The organism is Mesorhizobium sp. Root102, assembly GCF_001425625.1.
Lineage (GTDB): Bacteria > Pseudomonadota > Alphaproteobacteria > Rhizobiales > Rhizobiaceae > Mesorhizobium.
Genome location: NZ_LMCP01000045.1, coordinates 276,538 through 298,184, shown reverse-complemented (window position 1 = coordinate 298,184; position 21,647 = coordinate 276,538). Strand labels below are relative to the sequence as shown.

Sequence of the window (21,647 nt, the reverse complement as noted above, 5' to 3'; positions counted from 1 at the left end):
TCCTGCCTAGTTCGTTTCCGAACCGGGAGCATCGTTGGCGCTCCGGCGTCCGACAGATGGCCAATTTATTCACACTGATGTTCTGGGAGGAACAGGCGATGAGAACGGGTCTTTACGAGAAACTGGTTCGAGCCGGCGCCACAAGGCGCGACATATTGAAGGGCGCTGCCAGCATGGCCGCAATCGCGGCCGCATCCGGCGCCGGGCTTGGCGCCTTGACGCGTCCGGCTTCCGCGGCAAGCGAACTGCGCACCAAAATCCTGCAGATCCCCGGCGTCGGCAAGGGCCAGCCGACGGACGCCGATTTCCAGAAGGTCGGTGAACTCTGCCTCGAGGCGACCAAGGCGAACGTCAAGGAAGGCGAATTCGCCGGCGTCGAGCTGACCTTCATGGGTCTCAACAACCAGAACCTGCACAATGTGCTGTTCCGCGGCTTCCTTAAGCCGTGGGAGACCTATACGGGCGCCAAGATCAACTGGATCGACCTGGCGCAGGCCGATTACAACGCCCGCCTGCAGCAGTCGATCGCTACAGGCACCGTCGATTTCGACATCATCGAAATGGGCGCACCGTTCGAAGGCGATGTCTGCGGCAAGGGCCTGACGTCGGAAATGCCCGACTGGGTCAAGGAGCAGATCGACATGAAAGATGTCGTGGCCTATCTGCAGCCCCCGGTCGGCACCTGGAACGGCAAGCAATATCGCGTGACCGTCGACGGCGACGCGCACAATTTCAACTACCGCACCGACGTGTTTGCCGATGCCGACCTCGCCAAGGCCTGGAAGGACGGCGGCGGTGAAGGCGAGTGGGGCGTGCCGAAGACCTGGCAGCAGGTCCAGGCGGTCACGAAGTTCCTCAAGGGCAAGAAGCTCAAGGACCAGGACGTCTTTGGCTATCTCGATGCGCCAAAACCCTGGGGCGGTTTCGGCTTCTACTTCCTTGGCAGCCGCGCCAGCGCTTACGCCAAGCACCCCGACGACAAGGCCTGGCTGTTCGACGCCGACACGATGAAGCCGCGCGTCAACAACCCGGCCTGGGTGCGCGCCATCCAGGACGTCATCGACGCACTGCCTTCGGAGCCGGCCGACCAGATCAACGCCGACCCGAACACCACCGCCTTCCAGCAGTTCCTGGCCGGCACCGGCTCGATGGTCACCTGGTGGGGCGACGTCGGCTCCAACGTCAAGACCAACGATTCGTCTGTTGTCGGCGACGTCACCGGCTTCTCGATCCTGCCGGGCTCGGACGATGTCTACAATTCGAAGACCGGAGCCTGGGACAAGCTCGCCAGCGGCCCGAACTATGCGCCCAACTGCGCCTATCTCGGCTGGGGCGTCTATGTCATGGCCCGCGTCGATGCCGACGAGAAGAAAAAGAAGGCGGCCTGGTCCGCCGCCGCCCATCTTGGCGGCAAGGACCTGTCGATCTGGACGGCGATGTATCCCTCGGGCTTCCAGCCGTACCGCAACTCGCATTTCGATATTCCGGAATGGGTGGCGGCCGGCTACGACGAGGCCTTCATCACCTCCTACCTCAAGTCGGAATCCGACAGCTACAATCATCCGAACGCGGCGATCGAGCCACGCATCCCCGGCATCTTCCAGTACTACAGCGCCGCCGAGGACATCCTGGCCAACACCTTCGCCGGCAAGATGAAGGCGCAGGAAGGCGCCGACGCCATTGCTGCGGCCTGGGAGAAGCTGACCGACCAGATCGGCCGCGACAACCAGATCAAGCTCTACAAGGCCTCGCTCGGCATGTAGGCTGGCCCTATGAACCGTGGTCCGGCGGCAACGCCGGACCACTTTAGACCGGCTCCGGCTCCTTGAGAGCCTTCAAACGGGCGAGATTTGTGGCTGACCAGACTTCGACCGCAAACCAGTGGCCGGCAGATGCCGGCCCTTCCGATCTGATTTCTCCAGGCCGCAAACGGCTCGGCTGGGCGCTGATGTCCGTTGCGACGCTCGGCCTGCTGTCCATGATCGCGCTGGAAATCCTCTACAAGGGCAGCGCCGATACGATCGGCTTCGAGACCTGGCGCCCCGTCGTCTATGCCTATGTGTTGTGGGGCGTGGCGCTCGGCATCGGCCAGGTGCTGACGCGCGGCGAGGACGGCCAGCGCGCCCTGTTCCTGCTGCCGGCGCTGCTGTTCACTATCGCCATGGTGATCTTCCCGACACTGTTTGGTTTCTACATCGCGCTGACCGACTGGAATCTCAGTTCCTTCAGCGGCCGCAGGTTCAACGGGCTCGACAATTTCTGGCAGATGCTGGGCGATCCCTACTACCGCAACGCGCTGTTCAACATGGTGCTCTATGTGCTGGCGGTGGCGGTCGAATATGTGATCGCCTTCGGCCTGGCGCTGTTGCTCAACGCCCAGATCCGGGCGCGAAAATTCTTCCGCGTCGTCTTCCTGATGCCGCTGATGCTGTCGCCCGTCGCGGTGTCGTGGATGATCGGCAAGTCGCTGATGGAATACCGCTTTGGACCGGCCGCAACGCTGGCACGACATCTCGGCTGGGAGAATCCAGCCTTCTTCAGCGATCCCATCACCGCGCGCATCGCGATCATGGTGCTGGACGCCTGGACGTTCATTCCGTTCATGATGATCATGCTGCTGGCCGGGCTGCAGGCGATGTCGCGCGAGGTGCTCGAAGCCGCACGCGTCGACGGCGCCAATGCGTGGCAGACCTTCTGGCAGGTCACCTTCCCGCTGATGCTGCCGGTATCGGTGACGGCGGTGATCCTGCGCATCATCTTCAAGCTGAAGCTTGCCGACATCATTATCACAGTGACCTCGGGCGGTCCGGGCGGTGCCACCGATTCCGTGTCAAGCTTCATCTACCGCGAATATCGCGACCGCTCGAATGTCGGCTACGGAACCATGCTGGCGATGGCCTATCTGGTGATCATCGTCGTGTTCGTCACGTGGCTGTTGAAATTTGCCAACCGCTTCGTGCGCAACGTTAATTGAAGCAAGATGGGTGAATTGAGCCAAGATGAGCGTTCAGACCACCGAATATGTCGCCTCGGAAATCCGCTCGCCGGCGAGCTTCCTCGCCAGCCGCGTCTTCATCTATGGGGCGCTGGCCTTCTGGGCATTCATCTGCCTGTTCCCGATTTATTGGACGATCACGACCTCGTTCAAGACCGCGGTTGACGTTACCCAGGGCCATCTCATCCCCTTCGTCGACTTCCAGCCGGACTGGAAGGGCTGGCGCTCACTCGGCCTGTCGCCGGACTCGATCTTCCAGACCTCGACGGTGCGCGAGGAGTTCCTCAAGCGCTTCATGAATTCGGTGATCACCTCGGTCGGCGCATCGAGCCTCGCCATCGTCATCGGCAGCCTCGCCGCCTACGGGCTCACCCGCTACCGCTACCATTTCGCCTGGTTCAAGAACGAAGACATCTCGTTCTTCTTCCTGTCGCAGCTGATACTGCCGCCGGTGGTGCTGGCGCTGCCCTTCCTGGTGCTCTACCGCGAAGTCGGCCTGCTCGACACGCGCGTTGGGCTGATCCTGCTCTACACGCTGATGGTGCTGCCGATCGTCATCTGGATCATGCGCGACCAGTTCAACTCGATCCCGGTCGAGCTCGAGGAAGCCGCGCTCGTCGACGGATTGTCGATCTGGGGCGCCTTCTTCCGCATCGTCATGCCGATCGCGCTGCCTGGCATGGTCGCCGCCTTCATCCTGGCGATGGTGCTGTGCTGGAACGAGTATTTCTTCGCCGCCCTTCTGACCTCGACCGACGCCAAGACCATCCCGGTCATGGTGGCGAGCCAGACCGGCTCGCAAGGCATCAACTGGTGGTCGATGGCAGCGCTCGCGACTGCTGCCATCGCGCCTCTCGCCGTCATCGGCATCGCGCTCGAACGCTATCTGATCATGGGCATGACCGCGGGAGCGGTGAAGTAGCAGGGCCAGCCTTCCTTCTCCCGGAAGGGGAGCGGGAAAGAACCGCGCTAAAGCGTGTCGCGTCTGAATGGATTCAGACGACCCGCTTTAGGTCTTTGTTTTGATGCATGTCGTTCTCCCAAAACCGAGGTCACTTTTGGGCGACATGCATTAGCCCCTCAGGATCGTGCGCAGGTGATCCATGATCATGGCCACACCCTTTTGCCCGAGTTCCGCCGATGCATCCTTGGCGCTCGCCGTATACCAGCTCTTGTTGTCTTCGAAGTGCGTGGCATCCACCGCTTCGGGACATAGCGCCAGCATCAGCGAGGTCTCGCCAATGCCGGCATGATCGAACGGGTACCTGCCGTTCATGTCAGCCGACATCAGCGGATGCACCTGCACCCAATTGAAGAAATTTTCACCCGCAGCGTGTCCCGAATAGTAGTCGGCCATCGTCTGAGAGCCCCACCAACCCTCGCCGCGTTCCTTCTCGAGAAAGCGGAAGATCGCCTGGCGACCGGCGGTCTTGAACGCCAGATCGGTCGGCATGCCGGCGGCGAAATTCTCGGTTTGGTGGTGGATGATTGCGTGGATGTTGCGAAATCCGATGCGCAGCAGGCTGTAGAACAGCTCCTCGCCGAACGCCGCCAGCGCATTGCCGCCGACCTGCACCGAGCCGCTGCCTTCCGGCGGCGCTACCGCGTAGCTGGCCGCCCCATAGTAGAAAGGCGGCAAGATGACGACGTCCTTCTCCTTTTCGAACAGCTCCAGAGCCTTGACGACGGCCAGCGTGTCCATGCCGACGGCCATGTGCTCGCCGTGGTATTCGAGCACTCCAAGCGGCAGTGCGACCGGCCAGTTCTTGGCGATCGCCTTGCGGATCTGGTGCGGCAGCATCAATTCGTAGCGCATGATCTATTCCATGTTGGTGTGGCGGGCGCGCATCGCTTCCGGCGACGCGCCGATCAAATCCTTGAGCTTCAGCACCATCACTTCGAACAGCAGGAACAGCGCGCCTTCGAACACCGAGCCCATCGGCAGGACCGACGTCTTCTGCGCCCCCTGATCGTTGGCCATGGTCTGCGCGGGGATGAACAGCGTGAAATCGGCGCGCTTTGCCGCACTGCTTTCGGCCTGGGCCGTCAGCAGCAGGTTGGTCGCGCCGGCGTCGTGCGCGACCTGCATGAGGGTCAGCACGGTCGAGGTTTCTCCCGGCCCGGAGCTGGCCAGGAAGACATCCCCCGGTCCCAAGGGCGGCGTGGTCATGTCGCCGACCACGGCGACCGGCAGGCCCAAATGGTAGAGCCGCATGGCAAAACCCTTGACCTGCAGGGCCTCGCGGCCGCAGCCATAGACGACGATCTGCCTGGCGCCGGCCAGCCTCTTGCAGGCGGCGTCGATCCGGCTCTCGTCGACCCGCGCCAGCACGCCGCCGAGCTCGTCAAGCGCCGTCTCGAACAGGTTTTTGCTCTTGTCGCTCACCGCAACCCTGCCATGAAAATCACCCTGGGATTTGCCGCTCTTGCTGCCACGAACAGCTTGATTTTGCTCATGCTAGCAACCGCGAAAATGCGTGTCCAACGCTCCGCGATGCTTTTGCCTGATCACAGGCATGATAGTGTATGTGAGACAAATCAAGCGAGGCAAACGGCAGGATATGAAGACACGGCATTTCGACCGCATCGGCAATGGCGGTATCAGTTTCACCGAACTCGGCTTCGGCACGGCGCCGCTTGGCAACCTCTATCGTGCCGTCTCGGACGAGGACGCCAATGCCACGCTGGAGGCCGCCTGGGCGACCGGCTGCCGCTACTACGACACCGCGCCGCTCTACGGGCTTGGCCTGTCGGAAACGCGGCTCAACCCGTTCCTGCGCGGCAAGAAGCGCGACGACTATGTGCTGTCGAGCAAGGTCGGCCGCATCATGCGGGCCTGCCCGCCGGAAGAGCGCACGGGCATCGGCAAGTTCTTCGGCACGCCATCGCGCCGCGAGGTGTACGACTACAGCTATGACGGCGTCATGCGCTCGTTTGAAGCCTCGCTCGAGCGCCTCGGCGTCGACCGTATCGACATCCTCTTCGTGCATGATGTTGACATCTTCACCCATGGCAGCAAGGAAGCGTCCGACCAGCGCATCGAGGAGTTCATGCGCTCCGGCTACTACGGCTTGCTCTCGCTCCGCGACCAAGGCGTGATCAAGGCGTTCGGTGGCGGCATCAATGAGTGGCAGGTTGCGCAGACGCTGGCCGAGCGCGGCGACTTCGACCTGTTCCTGCTGGCCGGACGCTATACGCTGCTGGAACAGGAGGCGCTGACGTCCTTCCTGCCGCTCTGCCAGGCACGCGGCATCGGCATCGTTCTGGGCGGACCCTACAACTCCGGCATCCTCGCAACAGGGCCGAAGCCGGGCGCCTACTACAACTACTCCGAAGCACCAAAGGACATCCTCGACCGCGTCGCCGGCATCGAGAGCGTCTGCAAGCGCCATGGCGTGCGACTGATCGAGGCCGCCCTACAATTCCCATTGCTGCATCCGTCGGTCGTCTCGGTGATCCCCGGCGGCCAGCGGCCGAGCGAAGTCGAGAGCAACCGCTCGCTGCTCGATGCGAAACTGCCCGCGGCGCTTTGGGCCGATCTCAAGAAGGAGGGCCTTATGCACCCTGAAGCGCCGACCGCATAACTCGACCGCCATCGCGTCGGCGTCGGACACAAAAATGAAAAGCCGGGCAAGCCCGGCTTTTCTGGTCCCTGAAAAGAAAAAGGCGTTTAGTTGACTGCGTCCTTGAGGCCCTTGCCAGCCGAGAACTTCGGCACGGTGCGTGCCGGAATCTTCACTTCGGCGCCGGTCTGAGGATTGCGGCCGGTCGACGCCGCACGCTTTGACACGGTGAAATTGCCAAAGCCGACAAGCCGGACATCGCCGCCCTTCTTCAGTTCGCCGGTGATCACGGAAAATACCGCATCGACCGCCGACTGCGCGTCACCCTTCGAAATGCTCGCGGCGTCGGCGACAGCGGACACCAGTTCGTTCTTGTTCATAAAAATTCCCTTCCATGAGAACACCGGAACTATCGACTCATCCGGCAGGAAAGGGACTTTAGAAAGAAGCGTTCCCGCAACCAAGTCGAAAAGGCAGAAAAAAGGCGGAAAAAGCCCGGAAATGCTGGGTTTTTCACATGAAAAAGCCGGGCGCTAGGCCCGGCTCTCTGTTTGTGCACTGCAACCTTGGCGAAAACCAACGCATGGCCCCGAAAACCGTAGCCGGTTTTCGGAAAAGACCATGCGCAAGTCCAAGGCGTTAGAGCGTTCATTGCGTCCAAGTGGACGCGCGACGCTTAATGCGCAAGCGACTTTCCAGCGTCGTCGGCAGTGTCTGTCGCGGCCGGCGGATTGACCGGTTCGACCCATTCGATCGGCTCCGGCATACGCACCAGCGCGTGGCGCAACACCTCACCGACCCGTGAGACCGGAATGATCTCCATGCCGTTCTTCACGTTGTCCGGAATCTCCGCCAGATCCTTGGCATTGTCTTCCGGGATCAGCACCTTCTTGATGCCGCCGCGCAGTGCGGCAAGCAGCTTCTCCTTGAGCCCACCGATCGGCAAGATGCGGCCGCGAAGCGTTATCTCGCCAGTCATCGCCACATCTGCCCGGACCGGAATACCCGTTAGTACCGACACAATGGCTGTCGCCATGGCAGCACCTGCGGACGGGCCGTCCTTCGGCGTGGCGCCTTCCGGCAAGTGCACGTGGATGTCGCGCTTGTCGAACAGCGGCGGCTCGATGCCGAAATCGACGGCGCGCGAGCGGACATAGGAGGCCGCCGCCGAAATCGATTCCTTCATCACGTCGCGCAGATTGCCGGTCACCGTCATGCGGCCCTTGCCGGGCATCATGACGCCTTCGACCGTCAGCAGCTCGCCGCCAACTTCCGTCCAGGCAAGACCTGTAACAACACCGACCTGATCGTCAGCCTCGACCTGACCGAAGCGGAAGCGCTCAACACCGAGGTAGTCGGCGAGGTTCGCCGCCGTGATGTTCACCGTCTTCTTCTTCGTCTTCAGGATCTCGGTCACCGCCTTGCGCCCGAGCTTCATCAGCTCGCGCTCCAGGCTCCTGACGCCCGCTTCACGGGTGTAGGTCTGAACGATGGCGCGGATCGCGTCCTCACCGACGGAAAACTCCTTCGGCTGCAGCGCATGATCGCGGATCACCTTCGGCATCAGGTGCCGCTTGGCGATCTCGATCTTCTCGTCTTCGGTGTAGCCGGCGATACGGATGATCTCCATGCGGTCCATCAAGGGCGCCGGGATGTTCAGCGTATTCGCCGTCGTCACGAACATCACGCTCGACAGATCGTATTCGACCTCGAGGTAGTGGTCCATGAACGTCGAGTTCTGTTCGGGATCGAGCACCTCGAGCAACGCCGACGACGGATCACCACGGAAGTCCTGGCCCATCTTGTCGATCTCGTCGAGCAGGAAGAGCGGGTTGGACTTCTTAGCCTTCTTCATCGACTGGATGACCTTGCCGGGCATCGAGCCAATATAGGTGCGGCGGTGCCCACGGATCTCGGCCTCGTCACGCACACCGCCCAGCGCCATGCGGATGAACTCACGTCCAGTCGCCTTGGCGATCGACTTGCCGAGCGAGGTCTTGCCGACGCCCGGAGGTCCGACGAGGCACAGGATCGGCCCCTTCAGCTTCTTCTGGCGGCTTTGCACGGCGAGATACTCGACGATGCGCTCCTTAACCTTGTCGAGACCGAAATGATCGGTGTCGAGCACGTTCTGCGCGAAAGCCAGGTCCTGCTTGACCTTGGAGTTCTTGCCCCACGGGATCGACAGGATCCAGTCGAGATAGTTGCGCACGACCGTCGATTCAGCCGACATCGGCGACATCGTCCTGAGCTTCTTCAACTCGGCTTCCGCTTTTTCGCGGGCTTCCTTGGAGAGCTTGGTCTTCTTGATGCGCGCCTCGATCTCGGCGGCTTCGTCGCGGCCGTCCTCGCCCTCGCCGAGCTCCTTCTGGATCGCCTTCATCTGCTCGTTGAGGTAGTATTCGCGCTGCGTCTTCTCCATCTGGCGCTTGACGCGCGAACGGATGCGCTTCTCCACCTGCAGAACGGAGATTTCGGCTTCCATGAAGCCCATCGCCTTTTCCAGCCGCTCCTTGACCGAGAGCGTGGCCAGCATCTCCTGCTTCTCGGGGATCTTGATGGCGAGATGCGAGGCAACAGTGTCGGCGAGCTTGGAATAGTCGTCGATCTGGCTGGCGGCACCCACCACTTCGGGCGAGATCTTCTTGTTCAGCTTGACGTAGTTCTCGAAGTCGGTGACGACCGAACGAGCCAGCGCCTCGACCTCGACCTCTTCCTCTTCCGGCTCGACCAACGCTGTGGCGCGGGCCTCATGGAAGTCGGGACGATCGGTGAACGAGACGATTTTCGCGCGCGAGGCGCCCTCGACCAGAACCTTGACGGTGCCGTCGGGCAGCTTCAGCAATTGCAGCACGTTGGCGAGCGTGCCGATGTCAAAGATGGCATCGGGCTCGGGATCGTCGTCGGCGGCGTTCATCTGGGTGGCAAGCAAAATCTGCTTTTCCTGACCCATCACCTCTTCCAGCGCCTTGATCGACTTCTCACGCCCGACGAAGAGCGGAACGATCATGTGCGGGAACACCACGATGTCGCGCAGCGGGAGAACTGCGAAGACGCCGTCGCTGGGTGCCTTGGATACTTTGGCCATTGTCCAACCTTTCATGTCGCGGCCGCCAATCAGCCAACCGCGAATCCTATATTAACGACCGGGGATCGTTCCGCCTACCACCGTTTGTGACGGGAGTTTTACAGCACAGAAATCGGGCACCTCGGCCTTCTCCAATTAGTTGGATGCACGATCCACAAAGATCAAGGGGCGAGTACAAATCCGCACCTCCAACTTTCCCGCAAGTGACACATTTGCGACCCCAAGACCGGGTGCTCCCGCAAAACCGTGCGAGACAGCAAAACGGCGCCTTGCGGCGCCGTTTCAGAATTTCGCTGCGGGCTCATGTCAGGCGCTGACATTGCCCTTCTTTTCCTTCTGCTCGGAGTAGATGTAGAGCGGCCGGGCACTGCCGGTCACCACCTCCTCCGAAATAACCACTTCGCGCACGCCTTCGAGCGCAGGAAGTTCGAACATCGTGTCGAGCAGGATCGCTTCCATGATCGAACGCAGGCCACGCGCGCCTGTCTTGCGCTCGATGGCGCGCTTGGCGATGGCCGACAGGGCGTTCTCGTGGAAGGTCAGGTCGACATTCTCCATCTCGAACAGCCGCTGGTACTGCTTGACCAGCGCGTTCTTCGGCTCAGTCAGGATCTGGATCAGTGCCGGCTCGTCGAGATCCTCCAGCGTCGCCAGAACCGGCAGACGGCCGACAAACTCGGGGATAAGACCGAACTTCAACAGATCCTCTGGCTCGACCAGACGGAAGACATCGCCGGTGCGGCGATCCTCGGGCGAAGCGACGATGGCGCCGAAGCCGATCGAGGTCTTGCGGCCGCGATCGGAGATGATCTTGTCCAACCCGGCGAAGGCGCCGCCGCAGATGAACAGGATGTTGGCGGTGTCGACCTGCAGAAATTCCTGCTGCGGATGCTTCCTGCCGCCCTGCGGCGGCACGGAGGCGACGGTGCCTTCCATGATCTTCAGCAGCGCCTGCTGCACGCCCTCGCCCGACACGTCGCGGGTGATCGAAGGATTGTCGGACTTGCGCGAGATCTTGTCGATTTCGTCGATGTAGACAATGCCGCGCTGGGCCCGCTCGACATTGTAGTCGGCCGACTGCAACAGCTTCAGGATGATGTTTTCGACGTCCTCGCCGACATAGCCGGCTTCGGTCAGCGTCGTGGCATCAGCCATGGTGAAGGGCACGTCGATGATGCGGGCCAGCGTCTGCGCAAGCAGCGTCTTGCCGCAACCGGTCGGGCCGATCAGCAGGATGTTGGACTTCGCCAGCTCGACATCGTTGTTCTTGCCGGCGTGCGCGAGGCGCTTGTAGTGGTTGTGGACCGCCACCGACAGCACGCGCTTGGCGTAGGGCTGGCCGATGACGTAGTCGTCGAGAACCTTGAGGATCTCCTGCGGTGTCGGCACGCCCTCGCGTGACTTCACCATCGAGGTCTTGTTCTCCTCGCGGATGATGTCCATGCAGAGCTCGACGCACTCGTCGCAGATGAAGACCGTCGGACCGGCGATCAGCTTGCGCACTTCGTGCTGGCTTTTGCCGCAAAACGAGCAGTAAAGCGTGTTCTTGGAATCGCCGCTGTTGTTGCCGACCTTGCTCATTTTCATGTCCTTTCATGGCCGCCCGCCGATGGTCTGGCTGAAAGGGCGCATACTCTATCTATCGCGGGAATCCGCCGCCGCCAGTGTGTCCCGGCTCCCGCAACGCATTCCGTACGAAACACAAATCAGAAAACGTGGCAATGATTCGCGACAACCCCGCATAAAGCTAAGCCGCCGAAACTCAACATAGCCTTAACGTAGGCAATCCTGTCCCCCGAGGGAACAGCCAATTGTGGCCGAAATGCCGCAAGACGCGCCAAAAGCGCGTGATGCCGCCAGCCAACTGCCAATAAGCCCTTATGCCACAGCGCCTTCAGGCGGCTCACGCGACGAAATGACCTTGTCGATGAGGCCGAAATCCCTGGCTTCGTCGGCGGTCATGAAATGGTCGCGGTCGAGCGTCCTTTCGATCTCTTCGTAGCTCTTGCCGGTGTGCTTGACGTAGACCTCGTTGAGGCGACGCTTCAGCTTGATGATGTCCTGAGCATGGCGCTCGATGTCGGACGCCTGGCCCTGGAAGCCGCCGGAAGGCTGGTGAACCATGATGCGGGCGTTCGGCGTGGCAAAGCGCATGTCCTTGTGGCCGGCGGTCAAGAGCAGCGAGCCCATCGAGGCCGCCTGGCCGATGCAGAGCGTCGACACCGCCGGCTTGATGAACTGCATGGTGTCGTAGATCGCCATGCCCGAGGTGACGACACCGCCCGGCGAATTGATGTAGAGGTTGATTTCCTTCTTCGGATTCTCGGCTTCGAGGAACAAAAGCTGCGCGCAGACCAGCGTCGCCATGCCGTCCTCGACCGGACCGGTGATGAAAATGATGCGCTCCTTGAGGAGGCGCGAGAAAATGTCGTAGGCCCGCTCGCCGCGATTGGTCTGTTCGACCACCATCGGAACGAGGTTCATGTAGGTTTCGACGGGGTTCTTCATTAGTTATCTCTTATCTCGCGGTGGGATTCCGGCGCCGGCAAAGCTGGCAGATCGGGCAGAATCGGTTCTGGATCGTTACTGTGTAAATAGGATGCCGGCTCATCCTTGCGCAAGGCCGACCCGTCCTAGCCATCTGGGTAAGTCGAATCAAGGTTACATTTCACGGGATTCATCGACCTGTGCCGTGATCGCTCGGCGGTGTCGTCACCACCGTAGCAATTTCTTAACCGCATCGCTTAACGAAATGCGCCGAAACCGCTTTTCTCCGAGGCAGCTTCCCCTACAATTCAGCGTTGAACTGATGCTAGAGTTCAACACGGGGAGTGCCATGTCTGGGAAAACCGCATGCTTCACCATTGCCGGGCTGGCCATGCTCGGTACGATTTCGCAGACGGCGGCCGGCGGCCGCGCCGTCGAATGTTACGAACCCGTCCGCACGCCGGCCATCTATGACACCGTCTATGAAGACGTGATGGTCAGTCCGCCCGGTCAGCAGGTCGATTATGTTGCCCCTATCTACGGCACCCGCGAACGCGTGGTGATGACCGTTCCGCCACAAGTGACCTACGAGGTCGTGCCCGCCGTCACCCGCACCGTCTACCGTACGGTCCGGGTCGATGACGGCGGATATTCCTGGGAATGGCGCGTCATCCACGGCCGCAAGGTGCTGTGCAAGATCCGGCACAAGGCGCGCTATGAGCGCGTCGCCGAAACCGTGGTGATCCAGCCGGAACGCACGCGCCGTGTCGTCATTCCCGCACAGTACGACAGCATCGCCGAGGAGGTGCTGGTGCAGCCGGAACAGAGACAAGTCATCGATGTTCCCGCCTCGTATAATACCGTCGCGCGCCGCGTGCTGATCCGTGAAGGGTCTTCAGGCTGGCGGCGCGTGCATATTCCGAGGCATTGCCAGGATTAGGCCCGGAAAGCGCTCAGGCCACTTCCGCCCGCAGCCATGCCTTCAGGCCGGCGATATCGCCATCGCCGATGGCGGCGGCTACGCGCCGGCCGACCGCGGCCCCGAACTTGTAGCCATGGCCGGAGCAAGCCGAAACGATCAGGCACTTGCCTTTTTCATGGGCCATGAATTTCTCGTCTGATGTGAAGGTGTAGGCGCAGGTGACGACCTCGGTCACCGCATATTCCGCAATGCGGGCGATCGGCGGCGAAAACAGGTTGCGGATCGCTTCGCCCTCGCCCGGCACCGGCTGACGGTTCCAGTCGGCGTCGCTGGTCGGCACCCTGTGCAGCCCGGACCCGAATTTCATGCCGGCGCCGCCGGAGGGCGGGATCACATAGCCGTCGACCGTGCCGCCGATATCGAGGACGACCGGTGACGCATGCCAGGCGGCCTTGAGGTCGGCCGGCGGTTCGACATAGGCAAGTGCGGTTCGATAGGTCTTCAGTTCCCCACCCAGCTCCGGGAACAGTTTCAACACCCAGGCACCTGCAGCGACGACGATGCGGTCGGCTTGCATTGTCTCGCCGCTTTCGAGCACGACATGGCCGGCCTCGGAGTCGATGGCGGTGACCTTGCTGTGTTCGTAGACATTGGCGCCGTTGGCGCGCAGCCACTTTGCCAGGCCGGAGGCGATCTTGCGGCAATGCAGCGCGCCACCTTCGGTCGAAAAATAGGCATAGCGGAATGAACTGGCCTGCAAAAAGGGCCAGCGTTCCACGGCTGCATCGGGTTCCAGCAATTCGAAGGGAAAATTGCCCTCTTCCAACCCCTCGCGGTATTCCTCGGCCTCGTCGCCCGGCTCGCGCGAAATGCAGACAAATCCGCGCGCATCGAGGTGGCTTTCACCGAGATCGGCCCACATCTCGTCCCATGCCTGATAGGCTTCGGTGATCAACCGGCCATAGCCGGTTCCGGCGCGGTAGGCGCGGCGGATGATACGATGGTGGTCACCCGACGCGGCCAGCGGATTGGGGATCGGCCCCTGCTCGACGATCGAAACGCTATGGCCTGCCTTGACCAGCGACCACGCCGTGGAGAGGCCGGCGATACCCGCGCCAACAACGATCACATTCATCAAATCAGTCTTTCCGCAGCCGCGCCGGCTGGCTCAACGCATTGGGTTGCGGTCGTCAACATACGGTCTGGAACCCGGCTGGCAAGCCGCGCTATTGGTCTGGCATGAGCAAATTGACGCCACCCGCCCTGGCCTTTGATCCAGCCACTCGTCGCTTAAGGCTTGACCCGCATGACCCGGCCTTTTTTCAAGACCCTTACGGGGCCTATGCCTTTCTGCACGGCGCATCGAATGCATTCTTCTGGGAAGAATTCGGCTTCTGGTGCTTTGGCGGTTTCGATGACGTCAACCGGCTGCTGCGCGACCGCCGCTTCGGCCGCCAGAACCCGGCTGGCATTCCGGATAGCCGCGGCATCGGCGAGGATCGCAGCCATCTCAGAGCATTCGACGGCATCGAAGCCAATTCGATGCTGGAGCTCGAGCCGCCGGTTCACACGCGGCTGAGAACGCTGGTCAATCGTGCCTTAGTCTCCCGCCAGATCGAACGGCTGCGGCCGCGTGTCGAGGCTCTGGCCAACGACCTGATCGACCGTTTCGAACCGGGCAAGGCCGTCGACCTGCTGCCGGCCTTTGCGGCGCCCTTGCCGATCACCATCATTGCCGAAATGCTCGGCGTGCCGGTCGAGATGGGGCCGCAACTGCTCGACTGGTCACACCGGATGGTCGCCATGTACATCCACGGCCGCACCCGCGAAACCGAGGAAACCGCCAATCGCGCGGCGAGCGAATTTGCCGACTTCCTGCGTGGCTACGTCACCGAGCGGCGCAAGAAGCCCGGCGACGACCTGCTGTCGTTGCTGATTTCGGCGCAGGAGGACGGCCAAAAACTGTCGGAGGACGAGATGGTGTCCTCGGCGATCCTGCTGCTCAATGCCGGTCATGAAGCGACGGTGCATCAGACCGGCAACGCTGTTCGCTCCATCCTTATGCAAGGCGGCGATGTCAGCCGCTTCTTCGCTTCACCCGAGGCGACCGCGGCAACGGTCGAGGAATGCCTGCGCTTCGACGCGCCGCTGCACATGTTCACCCGCTACGCCTATCACGAGATCGAGGTCTCGCCCGGCATCGTCGTGCAGCCGGGCCAGACGATCGGGCTGCTGCTTGGCATGGCCAACCATGACCCGCGTGCCTTCGCCGAACCGCAAGCCTTCCAGCCCGGCCGTGCGGACCAGAAGAACGTGTCCTTCGGCGCCGGCATCCATTTCTGCATCGGTGCGCCGCTGGCCCGGCTCGAATTGCAGGTGTCCCTGAAAACCCTGTTTGAGCGTCACCCAAAGCTCCATCTTGCCGAAAGCCCAAGCTTCCGCGACACTTACCACTTCCATGGGCTGGAAACGCTCGCCGTCGGCTTCTGACGATCGCGGGCCTGGGGCTGCGATATGAGACTGTTTTCGATACGGGCGACGTTGTTCGCCCTGGCGCTGGTGCGCGCATCCCCTGACATCGCGGCCGCCCAGCAGCAGCCGGAAAACATCCCATGGCAAAACAGCATGGCCATCGCCCAGAAAATGGCCACGGTTCTGCTGGAGCGGCAGACCGGATCGAAAGGACTGCCGCTAACATCGTTTGCCATCGAGGTCGATCTCAACCTCGATGGTTTTCCGGAGATTTTCGCCTATCGCTATGCGCCGGGCTGTGATGGCACCAACTGCGGGAACTTCCTGTTTGTCCTGGAAGGCGACAGCTACCAGGAGGTTCTCGGCGACATTCCGGGTGCCCGGCTGGTGCCGCAGGACAAGATCGGGCTCAGCGCCTTCAAACGGAACGGTTTTCTCGACATCCAGTCCGACCAGATGACGATCGGCTGGGACGGCAAGCGCTATCTCGACGCCTCCAGCTTTCCAGCTTCGTCGCTCGATGGAGCAGCCTTCCTGGCGGCTTGCCAGAAAAGCAAGTCCAACGAGCAGCCAGCCGATGGCGAAGCCGAGCGCGTGAGCGCTGAATGTCAATGCCAGTTCAATCGCCTTCAGGTGATCGGCTTTACGCAGCCCGATCTCGACATGTACACCGCGTCGCTGGCAGAAAACTTCGAATACCCGACCGGTGAAGAGTGGACGGCGCTGCTGGCCGTCCAGAACAGTGCCAAGGATGTAGCCACCGGCTGCGATGTCGCCAGCGGCAAGAGCCAATGGCCACCGGCCTATTTCAACCATGGCGACCAGCCGCAGCAGAAGCTGGATTTCGACGCTTTCCTCGATGCCTGCCCGGCACAGACCTTCATCCTCACCAACCACAAGATTGGCTCGCCGGACCGGGCGCTCAGCCTCTGCGGCTGCCTTGCCCGCGAGATGCCGACACAGGGCATCAGCCAGGAGGGGCTCGATCTCATGGCGCAGTATTATCGCGAGGAAATCTCCGACGCGGATGTCGAGGCACAGGATGTCGACGTGCTGACCTTCCACGACAAGGCGTCGGAAGCCTGCCTCAGCCAGTTTCCAGCAAAGTGATCAAAGCTTGATCACATACTCCTTGCGAGTCGTTTCAAGCACTTCCCAGCTGCCTTTGAAGCCAGGCCTCAGCACGAAACTGTCGCCGGACTTGACGGTGCGCGCTTGCCCACCGTCCTCCGCGATCACCGAAACGCCGGACAGGATGTGGCAGAACTCCCACTCGTCATAGACGATACGCCATTTGCCGGGAGTCGATTCCCAGATGCCGGCGTAGAGGCCGCCCTCCCGCTCCTCGACATTCCAGGTGCGGAATTTCGGATCGCCCAAGATCAGCCGATCTGGCGCCGGCGCGCCAGATTCAGGCTCGACGCTGTCAGTCGCTATTGTCAGGTAATGCGCGGACAAGACTTGCCTCCTTGAAAGAGCCGGCTCCCCCCACCCCGGCGCTGCGCGCCGACCCTCCCCACAAGGGGGAGGGTAAAAAAATCAGACCTTGGCGAGCGCCTGTTCGAGGTCGGCGACGATGTCGTTGACGTCCTCGATGCCGATCGACAGCCGTACCGTGTCCGGTCCCGCGCCCGCCTTGACCTTCTGCTCGTCGGAAAGCTGGCGGTGCGTGGTCGAGGCCGGGTGGATGACCAGCGACTTGGTGTCGCCGACATTGGCGAGGTGCGAGAACAGTTCGAGCGCCTCGACAAATTTCACGCCGGCGTCATAACCGCCCTTGAGAGCGAAGGTGAACACGGCGCCGGCGCCAAGCGGCGAGTACTTCTTCTGTAGCGCGTTGTTCTTGTCGCTGGGCAGGCCGGGGTAGTTCACCGAGGCGACCTTGGGATGGTTGGACAGCCAGGCGGCAACCGTCACGGCGTTGTCGCAGTGGCGCTGCATGCGCAGCGGCAAGGTCTCCAGGCCGGTCAGGATGAGGAAGGCGTTGAACGGCGAGATCGCCGGGCCAAGGTCGCGCAGGCCGAGCACACGCGCGGCAATAGCGAAAGCGAAATTGCCGAAGGTTTCGTGCAGGACGAGGCCGCCATATTCGGGGCGCGGTTCCGACAGCATCGGGTATTTGCCCGACTTCGACCAGTCGAAGGTGCCGCCATCGATGATGGCGCCGCCGATCGAATTGCCATGGCCGCCGATAAACTTGGTCAGCGAATGCACGACAATGTCGGCGCCATGCTCGATCGGCCGGATGAGGTAGGGCGAGGCCAGCGTGTTGTCGACGATCAGCGGCAGGCCATGCTTGCGCGCGATGTCACCGATCTTCTCGATGTCGACGAAGGTGCCTCCCGGATTGGCGAGGCTCTCGATGAAGATCGCCTTGGTCCTGTCGTCGATCTGGCTTTCGAAGGTAGAGATGTCATTGGTTTCGGCCCAGCGCACTTCCCAGCCAAAATTCTTGAAGGCATGGCCGAACTGGTTGATCGAGCCGCCATAGAGCTTGTTGGCGGCAACGAAATTGTCGCCAGGCTGCATCAGATTGTGGAACACGATCACCTGCGCGGCATGACCGGAGGCGACCGCAAGGGCCGCCGTGCCGCCTTCGAGGGCCGCCATGCGCTCTTCCAGCACCGCCTGGGTCGGGTTCATGATGCGGGTGTAGATGTTGCCGAAGGCCTTCAGCCCGAACAGCGAGGCGGCATGGTCGGCATCATCGAAGACGAAGGAGGTCGTCTGGTAGATCGGCGTGGCGCGTGCGCCGGTCGCGGGATCTGGCTTGGCGCCGGCGTGGACGGCGAGCGTGTTGAAACCTGGCGTGCGGGTCACTGAAAAACCTCCCTTTTGAAACTCTTGAAATCGCCGGGCATTCTTGGCGAAGCCTGAGCGCGAATGCAAAGAAGAAAATGCCCTTTGGCGAACCATCTGCGGCCGAGGCCTGAGAAAATGAGCTGACCTAAGGAATAATTTTGCTTCTATTTCTGGCGGACGCCGAAACTCTGGAATCCCGACCGCATCAGCGGCTTCTTCGACGACAGCACACCGGAGTTGACGCCGGTCCAGCCGATCTCGCCGGACAGTTTGCCATATTCGATCTTGGGGCAGCGGTTCATCACCACCTTGATGCCGGCGGCCTCGGCGCGCGCGGCTGCCTCGTCATGGCGCACGCCAAGCTGCATCCAGATGACTTTCGGCAAGGGGTCGAGCCGCAACGCCTCGTCGACGATGCCAGGCACAGCCGCTGGCGCGCGAAAAATGTCGACCATGTCGATCGGCTCTGGAATATCGGCCAGCCTGGCATAGGTCATTCGGCCGAGGATTTCCTTGCCGGCCTGGCCGGGATTGATCGGAAACACCGAAAAGCCCTTGGCCAGCAGATATTTCAGCACGAAATAACTCGGTCGCACATCGTTGGCGGATGCGCCGACCATGGCGACGGTCTTCACCGAATTGAGGATGCCGGCAATGTAGCTGTTGTCGTAACTATCGTGGTTCATGCCTCGTCCTCATACAACGCCTCGGCGAGAAAACCATCCGGGTCATTGCTGAAATCGCGCAACATGCGGAAGTGGGCCGTATCACGAAAGTCCGCGGGCGCGAGTCCGAACCGGCTGATGCGGTTCAGCCGCGCTCCAGGACAAGCCATCAGCAGCGGCGAATGCGTCGCCATGATCACTTGCGCGGTGCCCGACTGGTCCATGCGCCGCAGCATCTTGAGCAGTTCGATCTGGCGCGACGGAGACAGCGCGCTCTCAGGCTCGTCGAGGATGTAGATGCCTTGCCTGCGGCAGCGCTCCTCGAAAAAGCGGATAAAACCCTCGCCATGCGACCAGGACAGGAAATCCGGCGGCGGCGGCCTGAAGGGATCTTCCAGCGCCACCTGATCGAGATAGCGAGCCACGGAGTAGAAGGATTCGGCGCGAAAGAGCCAGCCGGCGGTGACTTTCGGCAGCCAGTGGCCACGGAAGGTGTTTGCCAATGTGGCACCACTCTTGTCGATGGCGCTGGTATGATCGACCGGCCGGTAGCCCTTGCCGCCGCCGGCTTCGTCGTAGCCTGCCAGTGCGCCGATGGCCTCGAGCAGCGTCGATTTGCCGGTGCCGTTCTCGCCGACAATGATTGTGATTGGCGTGGTGAATTCGAGTTCGAAGTCGTGGCCGTGAAACAGCGGCAGGTTCCAGGGATATTTTTCCCAATCCTCGACCCGCGCCGGGTCGAGGAGGATGCGCTTGAGATAGGGAGCTTTGAGCCGCGTCAGCTGCTTGCGATGGGCCATCAGCCAGGCAGCGAAATCGTGCCGTCTTCCGCGATCGGAAAGGCCGGATTGTGCGCGACTTCCCAGACATGCCCGTCCGCGTCGGCGAAATAGCCGTACCAGCCGCCCCAGAAGGCACGGCCGGCCGGCTTGACGATGCGGCCGCCGGCTTTTTCCGCCATGGCGAGCACCTCGTCGACCTCGGCGTCTGAACGGGTGTTGTAGGCGAGGTAGACGGCCGACGGCGCCCCGGCGAAGGCAATGCCGGAATCCTCCTCGGCGCTGACGCGTGGGAACAGGCCGAGAATGACGCCGCCCATCTGGAAGAAGGCGACACCATCAGTGATCCCGGCATGCCGTTTCAGGCCCATCGCCTCGTAGAAACGCACCGCGCGATCGAGATCATCTGTGGCGACCGTGATGATGGAGATGCGCGGTTCCACGATTACTCGTCCGTCCATTCCGGCTTGCGCTTGCCGATGAAGGCGCCAATGCCTTCCTCCGCGTCGCGTGCCAGCATGTTCTCGACCATGATGCGGCCGGTATAGGCATAGGCGTCCGCCAGCCCCATTTCGGCCTGCGCGTAAAAGGCTTCCTTGCCAGTCTTGATCACCAAAGATGATTTGGAAGCAATGGTTTGTGCGTATTTGGTGACAATCTGATTCAGGTACTCGCGCGGCACGACGCGGTTGACCAGGCCGAACTCCTTGGCGGTCGCCGCGTCGATCGTCTCGCCGGTCAACAGCATCTCCATCGCATGCTTGCGCGAGACGTTGCGCGACAGCGCCACCATCGGCGTCGAGCAGAACAGGCCGATGTTGACGCCCGGCGTGCAGAAGGTCGCCTCGTGCGAGGCGATCGCCAGATCGCAACTGGCGACCAGTTGCAGCCCGGCGGCGGTGGCGAGGCCGTCGACTTCCGCGATCACCGGCAAGGGATGACGCACGATCGCCTGCATCAGCGTGGCACAAGCCGCAAACGTCTCTGCGAAGAAGGCCCTGCCATGATCGGCATCGGCGCGGCGCGCGGTCATTTCCTTGAGATCATGGCCGGCGCAGAACACCTTGCCCGCTGCCGCGAGAACGATGACGCGAACGGCTTTATTCGCCCTGGCGCGCTCGAGTTCCGCCGTCAGCGCCGCCATCACCGCCAGCGACAAGGCGTTGGCGGGCGGATTGGCGAGCGTGAGGCGCAGCACGCCCTTGTCCAGTTGTGCGACAACCGGACCGTCAACGGCGGCAGGCTTGATGGCAAGGATTTCGGCCATGGATAGGTCTCCGCGATTCCGCTCGGGGCTGGCAGACTATCTAATATCGGATCGGGTTTCATCCAACACCCCATCGCTTGCGCCAGGCGACGAAGGTTGCCAGAAATGCCGCGCCGCGCCCATGCAGCTACGCACAAAAACGAGAGACCGACATGCCCGCCCAGAACAACCTGAAGCCGGTGCTGACCGCGCAACAAGTCAATGCGCTGATGGAAACCGTCTATCCGCAGCTCAACGAGCAGTTCAAATATTTCGAGGCGATCGACGTGTTCCCTGGCGGCTGCACCGTGCGGCTCAATGCCGGCGAGCGGCACCTGCGTCCCGGCGGCACCGTATCCGGCCCCTCGCTGTTCACTCTGGCCGACATCGGCGGCTATGTCTGTGTGCTGTCACATGCCGGGCCGGATGCGCTTTCCGTTACCGTCAACCTCGATATCAACTTCGTGCGCAAGGCCGAGGCCGGACCGATCGACGGCCATTGCCGCATCCTGAAGCTGGGAAAGAGCCTGATGGTGTTCGACATCGACATCGTCGCCGGCCCGGACGGACACACGGTGGCGCACGCCACTGGCACCTATTCGATCCCACCAAAGCGGTAAGGAAACCG

The 21,647-nt window shown here is 61.8% G+C and carries 21 protein-coding genes; 8 read left to right on the top strand and 13 right to left on the bottom strand.

Translation table 11 applies throughout. The annotated features are described in order from the left end of the window. Positions 1 to 98: 98 nt before the first annotated feature. The 3 genes from ASD12_RS27725 (at position 99) to ASD12_RS27715 (ending at position 3,917) form a co-directional block, all read left to right on the top strand. Positions 99 to 1,763, top strand: a complete 1,665-nt coding sequence (locus tag ASD12_RS27725) for a hypothetical protein (RefSeq protein WP_056594552.1) — start codon at positions 99 to 101, stop codon at positions 1,761 to 1,763. An 89-nt stretch (positions 1,764 to 1,852) separates the two neighbouring features. Then, complete coding sequence (locus tag ASD12_RS27720; protein WP_056594231.1) at positions 1,853 to 2,974, top strand: sugar ABC transporter permease; 1,122 nt, start codon at positions 1,853 to 1,855, stop codon at positions 2,972 to 2,974. 25 nt (positions 2,975 to 2,999) lie between these two features. Continuing rightward, positions 3,000 to 3,917, top strand: a complete 918-nt coding sequence (locus ASD12_RS27715; protein ID WP_056594228.1) for a carbohydrate ABC transporter permease — start codon at positions 3,000 to 3,002, stop codon at positions 3,915 to 3,917. Between the two features lie 150 nt (positions 3,918 to 4,067). Here the strand turns inward: ASD12_RS27715 and ASD12_RS27710 are convergent, their stop codons facing one another. Together ASD12_RS27710 and ASD12_RS27705 are read right to left on the bottom strand one after the other, a co-directional pair. Further along, on the bottom strand, positions 4,068 to 4,811 hold the full coding sequence (locus ASD12_RS27710) for a creatininase family protein (RefSeq protein WP_056594226.1): 744 nt from the start codon (positions 4,809 to 4,811) through the stop codon (positions 4,068 to 4,070). Between the two features lie 3 nt (positions 4,812 to 4,814). Continuing rightward, positions 4,815 to 5,381, bottom strand: coding sequence for an SIS domain-containing protein (locus ASD12_RS27705; RefSeq protein WP_056594223.1), 567 nt, complete (start codon positions 5,379 to 5,381; stop codon positions 4,815 to 4,817). A gap of 175 nt (positions 5,382 to 5,556) precedes the next feature. Here ASD12_RS27705 and ASD12_RS27700 point away from each other — a divergent pair, with 175 nt between their 5' ends. Continuing rightward, positions 5,557 to 6,579, top strand: a complete 1,023-nt coding sequence (locus tag ASD12_RS27700; RefSeq protein ID WP_056594220.1) for an aldo/keto reductase — start codon at positions 5,557 to 5,559, stop codon at positions 6,577 to 6,579. Between the two features lie 86 nt (positions 6,580 to 6,665). Here ASD12_RS27700 and ASD12_RS27695 read toward each other — a convergent pair whose 3' ends face one another. The 4 genes from ASD12_RS27695 to clpP form a co-directional block, all read right to left on the bottom strand. Further along, positions 6,666 to 6,938, bottom strand: a complete 273-nt coding sequence (locus tag ASD12_RS27695; protein WP_006201846.1) for an HU family DNA-binding protein — start codon at positions 6,936 to 6,938, stop codon at positions 6,666 to 6,668. Between the two features lie 296 nt (positions 6,939 to 7,234). Next, positions 7,235 to 9,646 carry an endopeptidase La gene (gene lon, locus ASD12_RS27690; RefSeq protein WP_056594218.1) on the bottom strand — a complete coding sequence of 804 codons (2,412 nt, stop codon included), beginning with the start codon at positions 9,644 to 9,646 and terminating at the stop codon, positions 7,235 to 7,237. Positions 9,647 to 9,952: 306 nt separating this feature from the next. Further along, a complete protein-coding gene (gene clpX / locus ASD12_RS27685; protein ID WP_023759839.1) occupies positions 9,953 to 11,227 on the bottom strand; it encodes an ATP-dependent Clp protease ATP-binding subunit ClpX in 1,275 nt (424 codons plus the stop codon). A gap of 297 nt (positions 11,228 to 11,524) precedes the next feature. Beyond that, positions 11,525 to 12,154, bottom strand: a complete 630-nt coding sequence (gene clpP, locus ASD12_RS27680; protein ID WP_056594216.1) for an ATP-dependent Clp endopeptidase proteolytic subunit ClpP — start codon at positions 12,152 to 12,154, stop codon at positions 11,525 to 11,527. A 328-nt stretch (positions 12,155 to 12,482) separates the two neighbouring features. Between clpP and ASD12_RS27675 the strand changes: the two genes are divergently transcribed. Further along, positions 12,483 to 13,073, top strand: coding sequence for a hypothetical protein (locus tag ASD12_RS27675; protein ID WP_056594213.1), 591 nt, complete (start codon positions 12,483 to 12,485; stop codon positions 13,071 to 13,073). 13 nt (positions 13,074 to 13,086) lie between these two features. Here the strand turns inward: ASD12_RS27675 and ASD12_RS27670 are convergent, their stop codons facing one another. Continuing rightward, positions 13,087 to 14,190, bottom strand: coding sequence for an FAD-dependent oxidoreductase (locus tag ASD12_RS27670; protein ID WP_056594212.1), 1,104 nt, complete (start codon positions 14,188 to 14,190; stop codon positions 13,087 to 13,089). Between the two features lie 104 nt (positions 14,191 to 14,294). Here ASD12_RS27670 and ASD12_RS27665 point away from each other — a divergent pair, with 104 nt between their 5' ends. Together ASD12_RS27665 and ASD12_RS27660 are read left to right on the top strand one after the other, a co-directional pair. Then, positions 14,295 to 15,545: a cytochrome P450 gene (locus ASD12_RS27665; RefSeq protein WP_056594208.1), complete on the top strand. Its 1,251-nt coding sequence runs from the start codon at positions 14,295 to 14,297 to the stop codon at positions 15,543 to 15,545. Between the two features lie 24 nt (positions 15,546 to 15,569). Beyond that, positions 15,570 to 16,637, top strand: a complete 1,068-nt coding sequence (locus ASD12_RS27660; RefSeq protein WP_244482994.1) for a hypothetical protein — start codon at positions 15,570 to 15,572, stop codon at positions 16,635 to 16,637. Here ASD12_RS27660 and ASD12_RS27655 read toward each other — a convergent pair whose 3' ends face one another. From ASD12_RS27655 to ASD12_RS27630, 6 genes are all read right to left on the bottom strand, one after another. Then, entirely contained in the window at positions 16,638 to 16,985 is a 348-nt protein-coding gene (locus ASD12_RS27655) for a cupin domain-containing protein (protein WP_056594205.1), read from the bottom strand. An 81-nt stretch (positions 16,986 to 17,066) separates the two neighbouring features. Next, a complete protein-coding gene (locus ASD12_RS27650) occupies positions 17,067 to 18,347 on the bottom strand; it encodes an O-acetylhomoserine aminocarboxypropyltransferase (RefSeq protein WP_056594202.1) in 1,281 nt (426 codons plus the stop codon). A gap of 146 nt (positions 18,348 to 18,493) precedes the next feature. After that, a complete protein-coding gene (locus ASD12_RS27645; RefSeq protein WP_013532199.1) occupies positions 18,494 to 19,015 on the bottom strand; it encodes a CoA-binding protein in 522 nt (173 codons plus the stop codon). Further along, positions 19,012 to 19,794, bottom strand: a complete 783-nt coding sequence (locus tag ASD12_RS27640) for an AAA family ATPase (RefSeq protein WP_056594199.1) — start codon at positions 19,792 to 19,794, stop codon at positions 19,012 to 19,014. The genes ASD12_RS27645 and ASD12_RS27640 overlap by 4 nt, the downstream gene beginning before the upstream one ends. Continuing rightward, positions 19,794 to 20,216: a VOC family protein gene (locus ASD12_RS27635; RefSeq protein ID WP_056594196.1), complete on the bottom strand. Its 423-nt coding sequence runs from the start codon at positions 20,214 to 20,216 to the stop codon at positions 19,794 to 19,796. Before ASD12_RS27635 ends, ASD12_RS27640 begins: the two co-directional genes overlap by 1 nt. A gap of 2 nt (positions 20,217 to 20,218) precedes the next feature. Continuing rightward, positions 20,219 to 21,040 (bottom strand): enoyl-CoA hydratase, encoded by an 822-nt coding sequence (locus ASD12_RS27630; protein ID WP_056594193.1) that lies wholly within the window; start codon positions 21,038 to 21,040, stop codon positions 20,219 to 20,221. 152 nt (positions 21,041 to 21,192) lie between these two features. Between ASD12_RS27630 and ASD12_RS27625 the strand changes: the two genes are divergently transcribed. After that, the gene (locus ASD12_RS27625) at positions 21,193 to 21,639 is read left to right on the top strand and encodes a PaaI family thioesterase (protein WP_056594190.1); all 447 of its coding nucleotides are present in this window, start codon (positions 21,193 to 21,195) and stop codon (positions 21,637 to 21,639) included. The last annotated feature ends 8 nt before the right edge of the window (positions 21,640 to 21,647 follow it).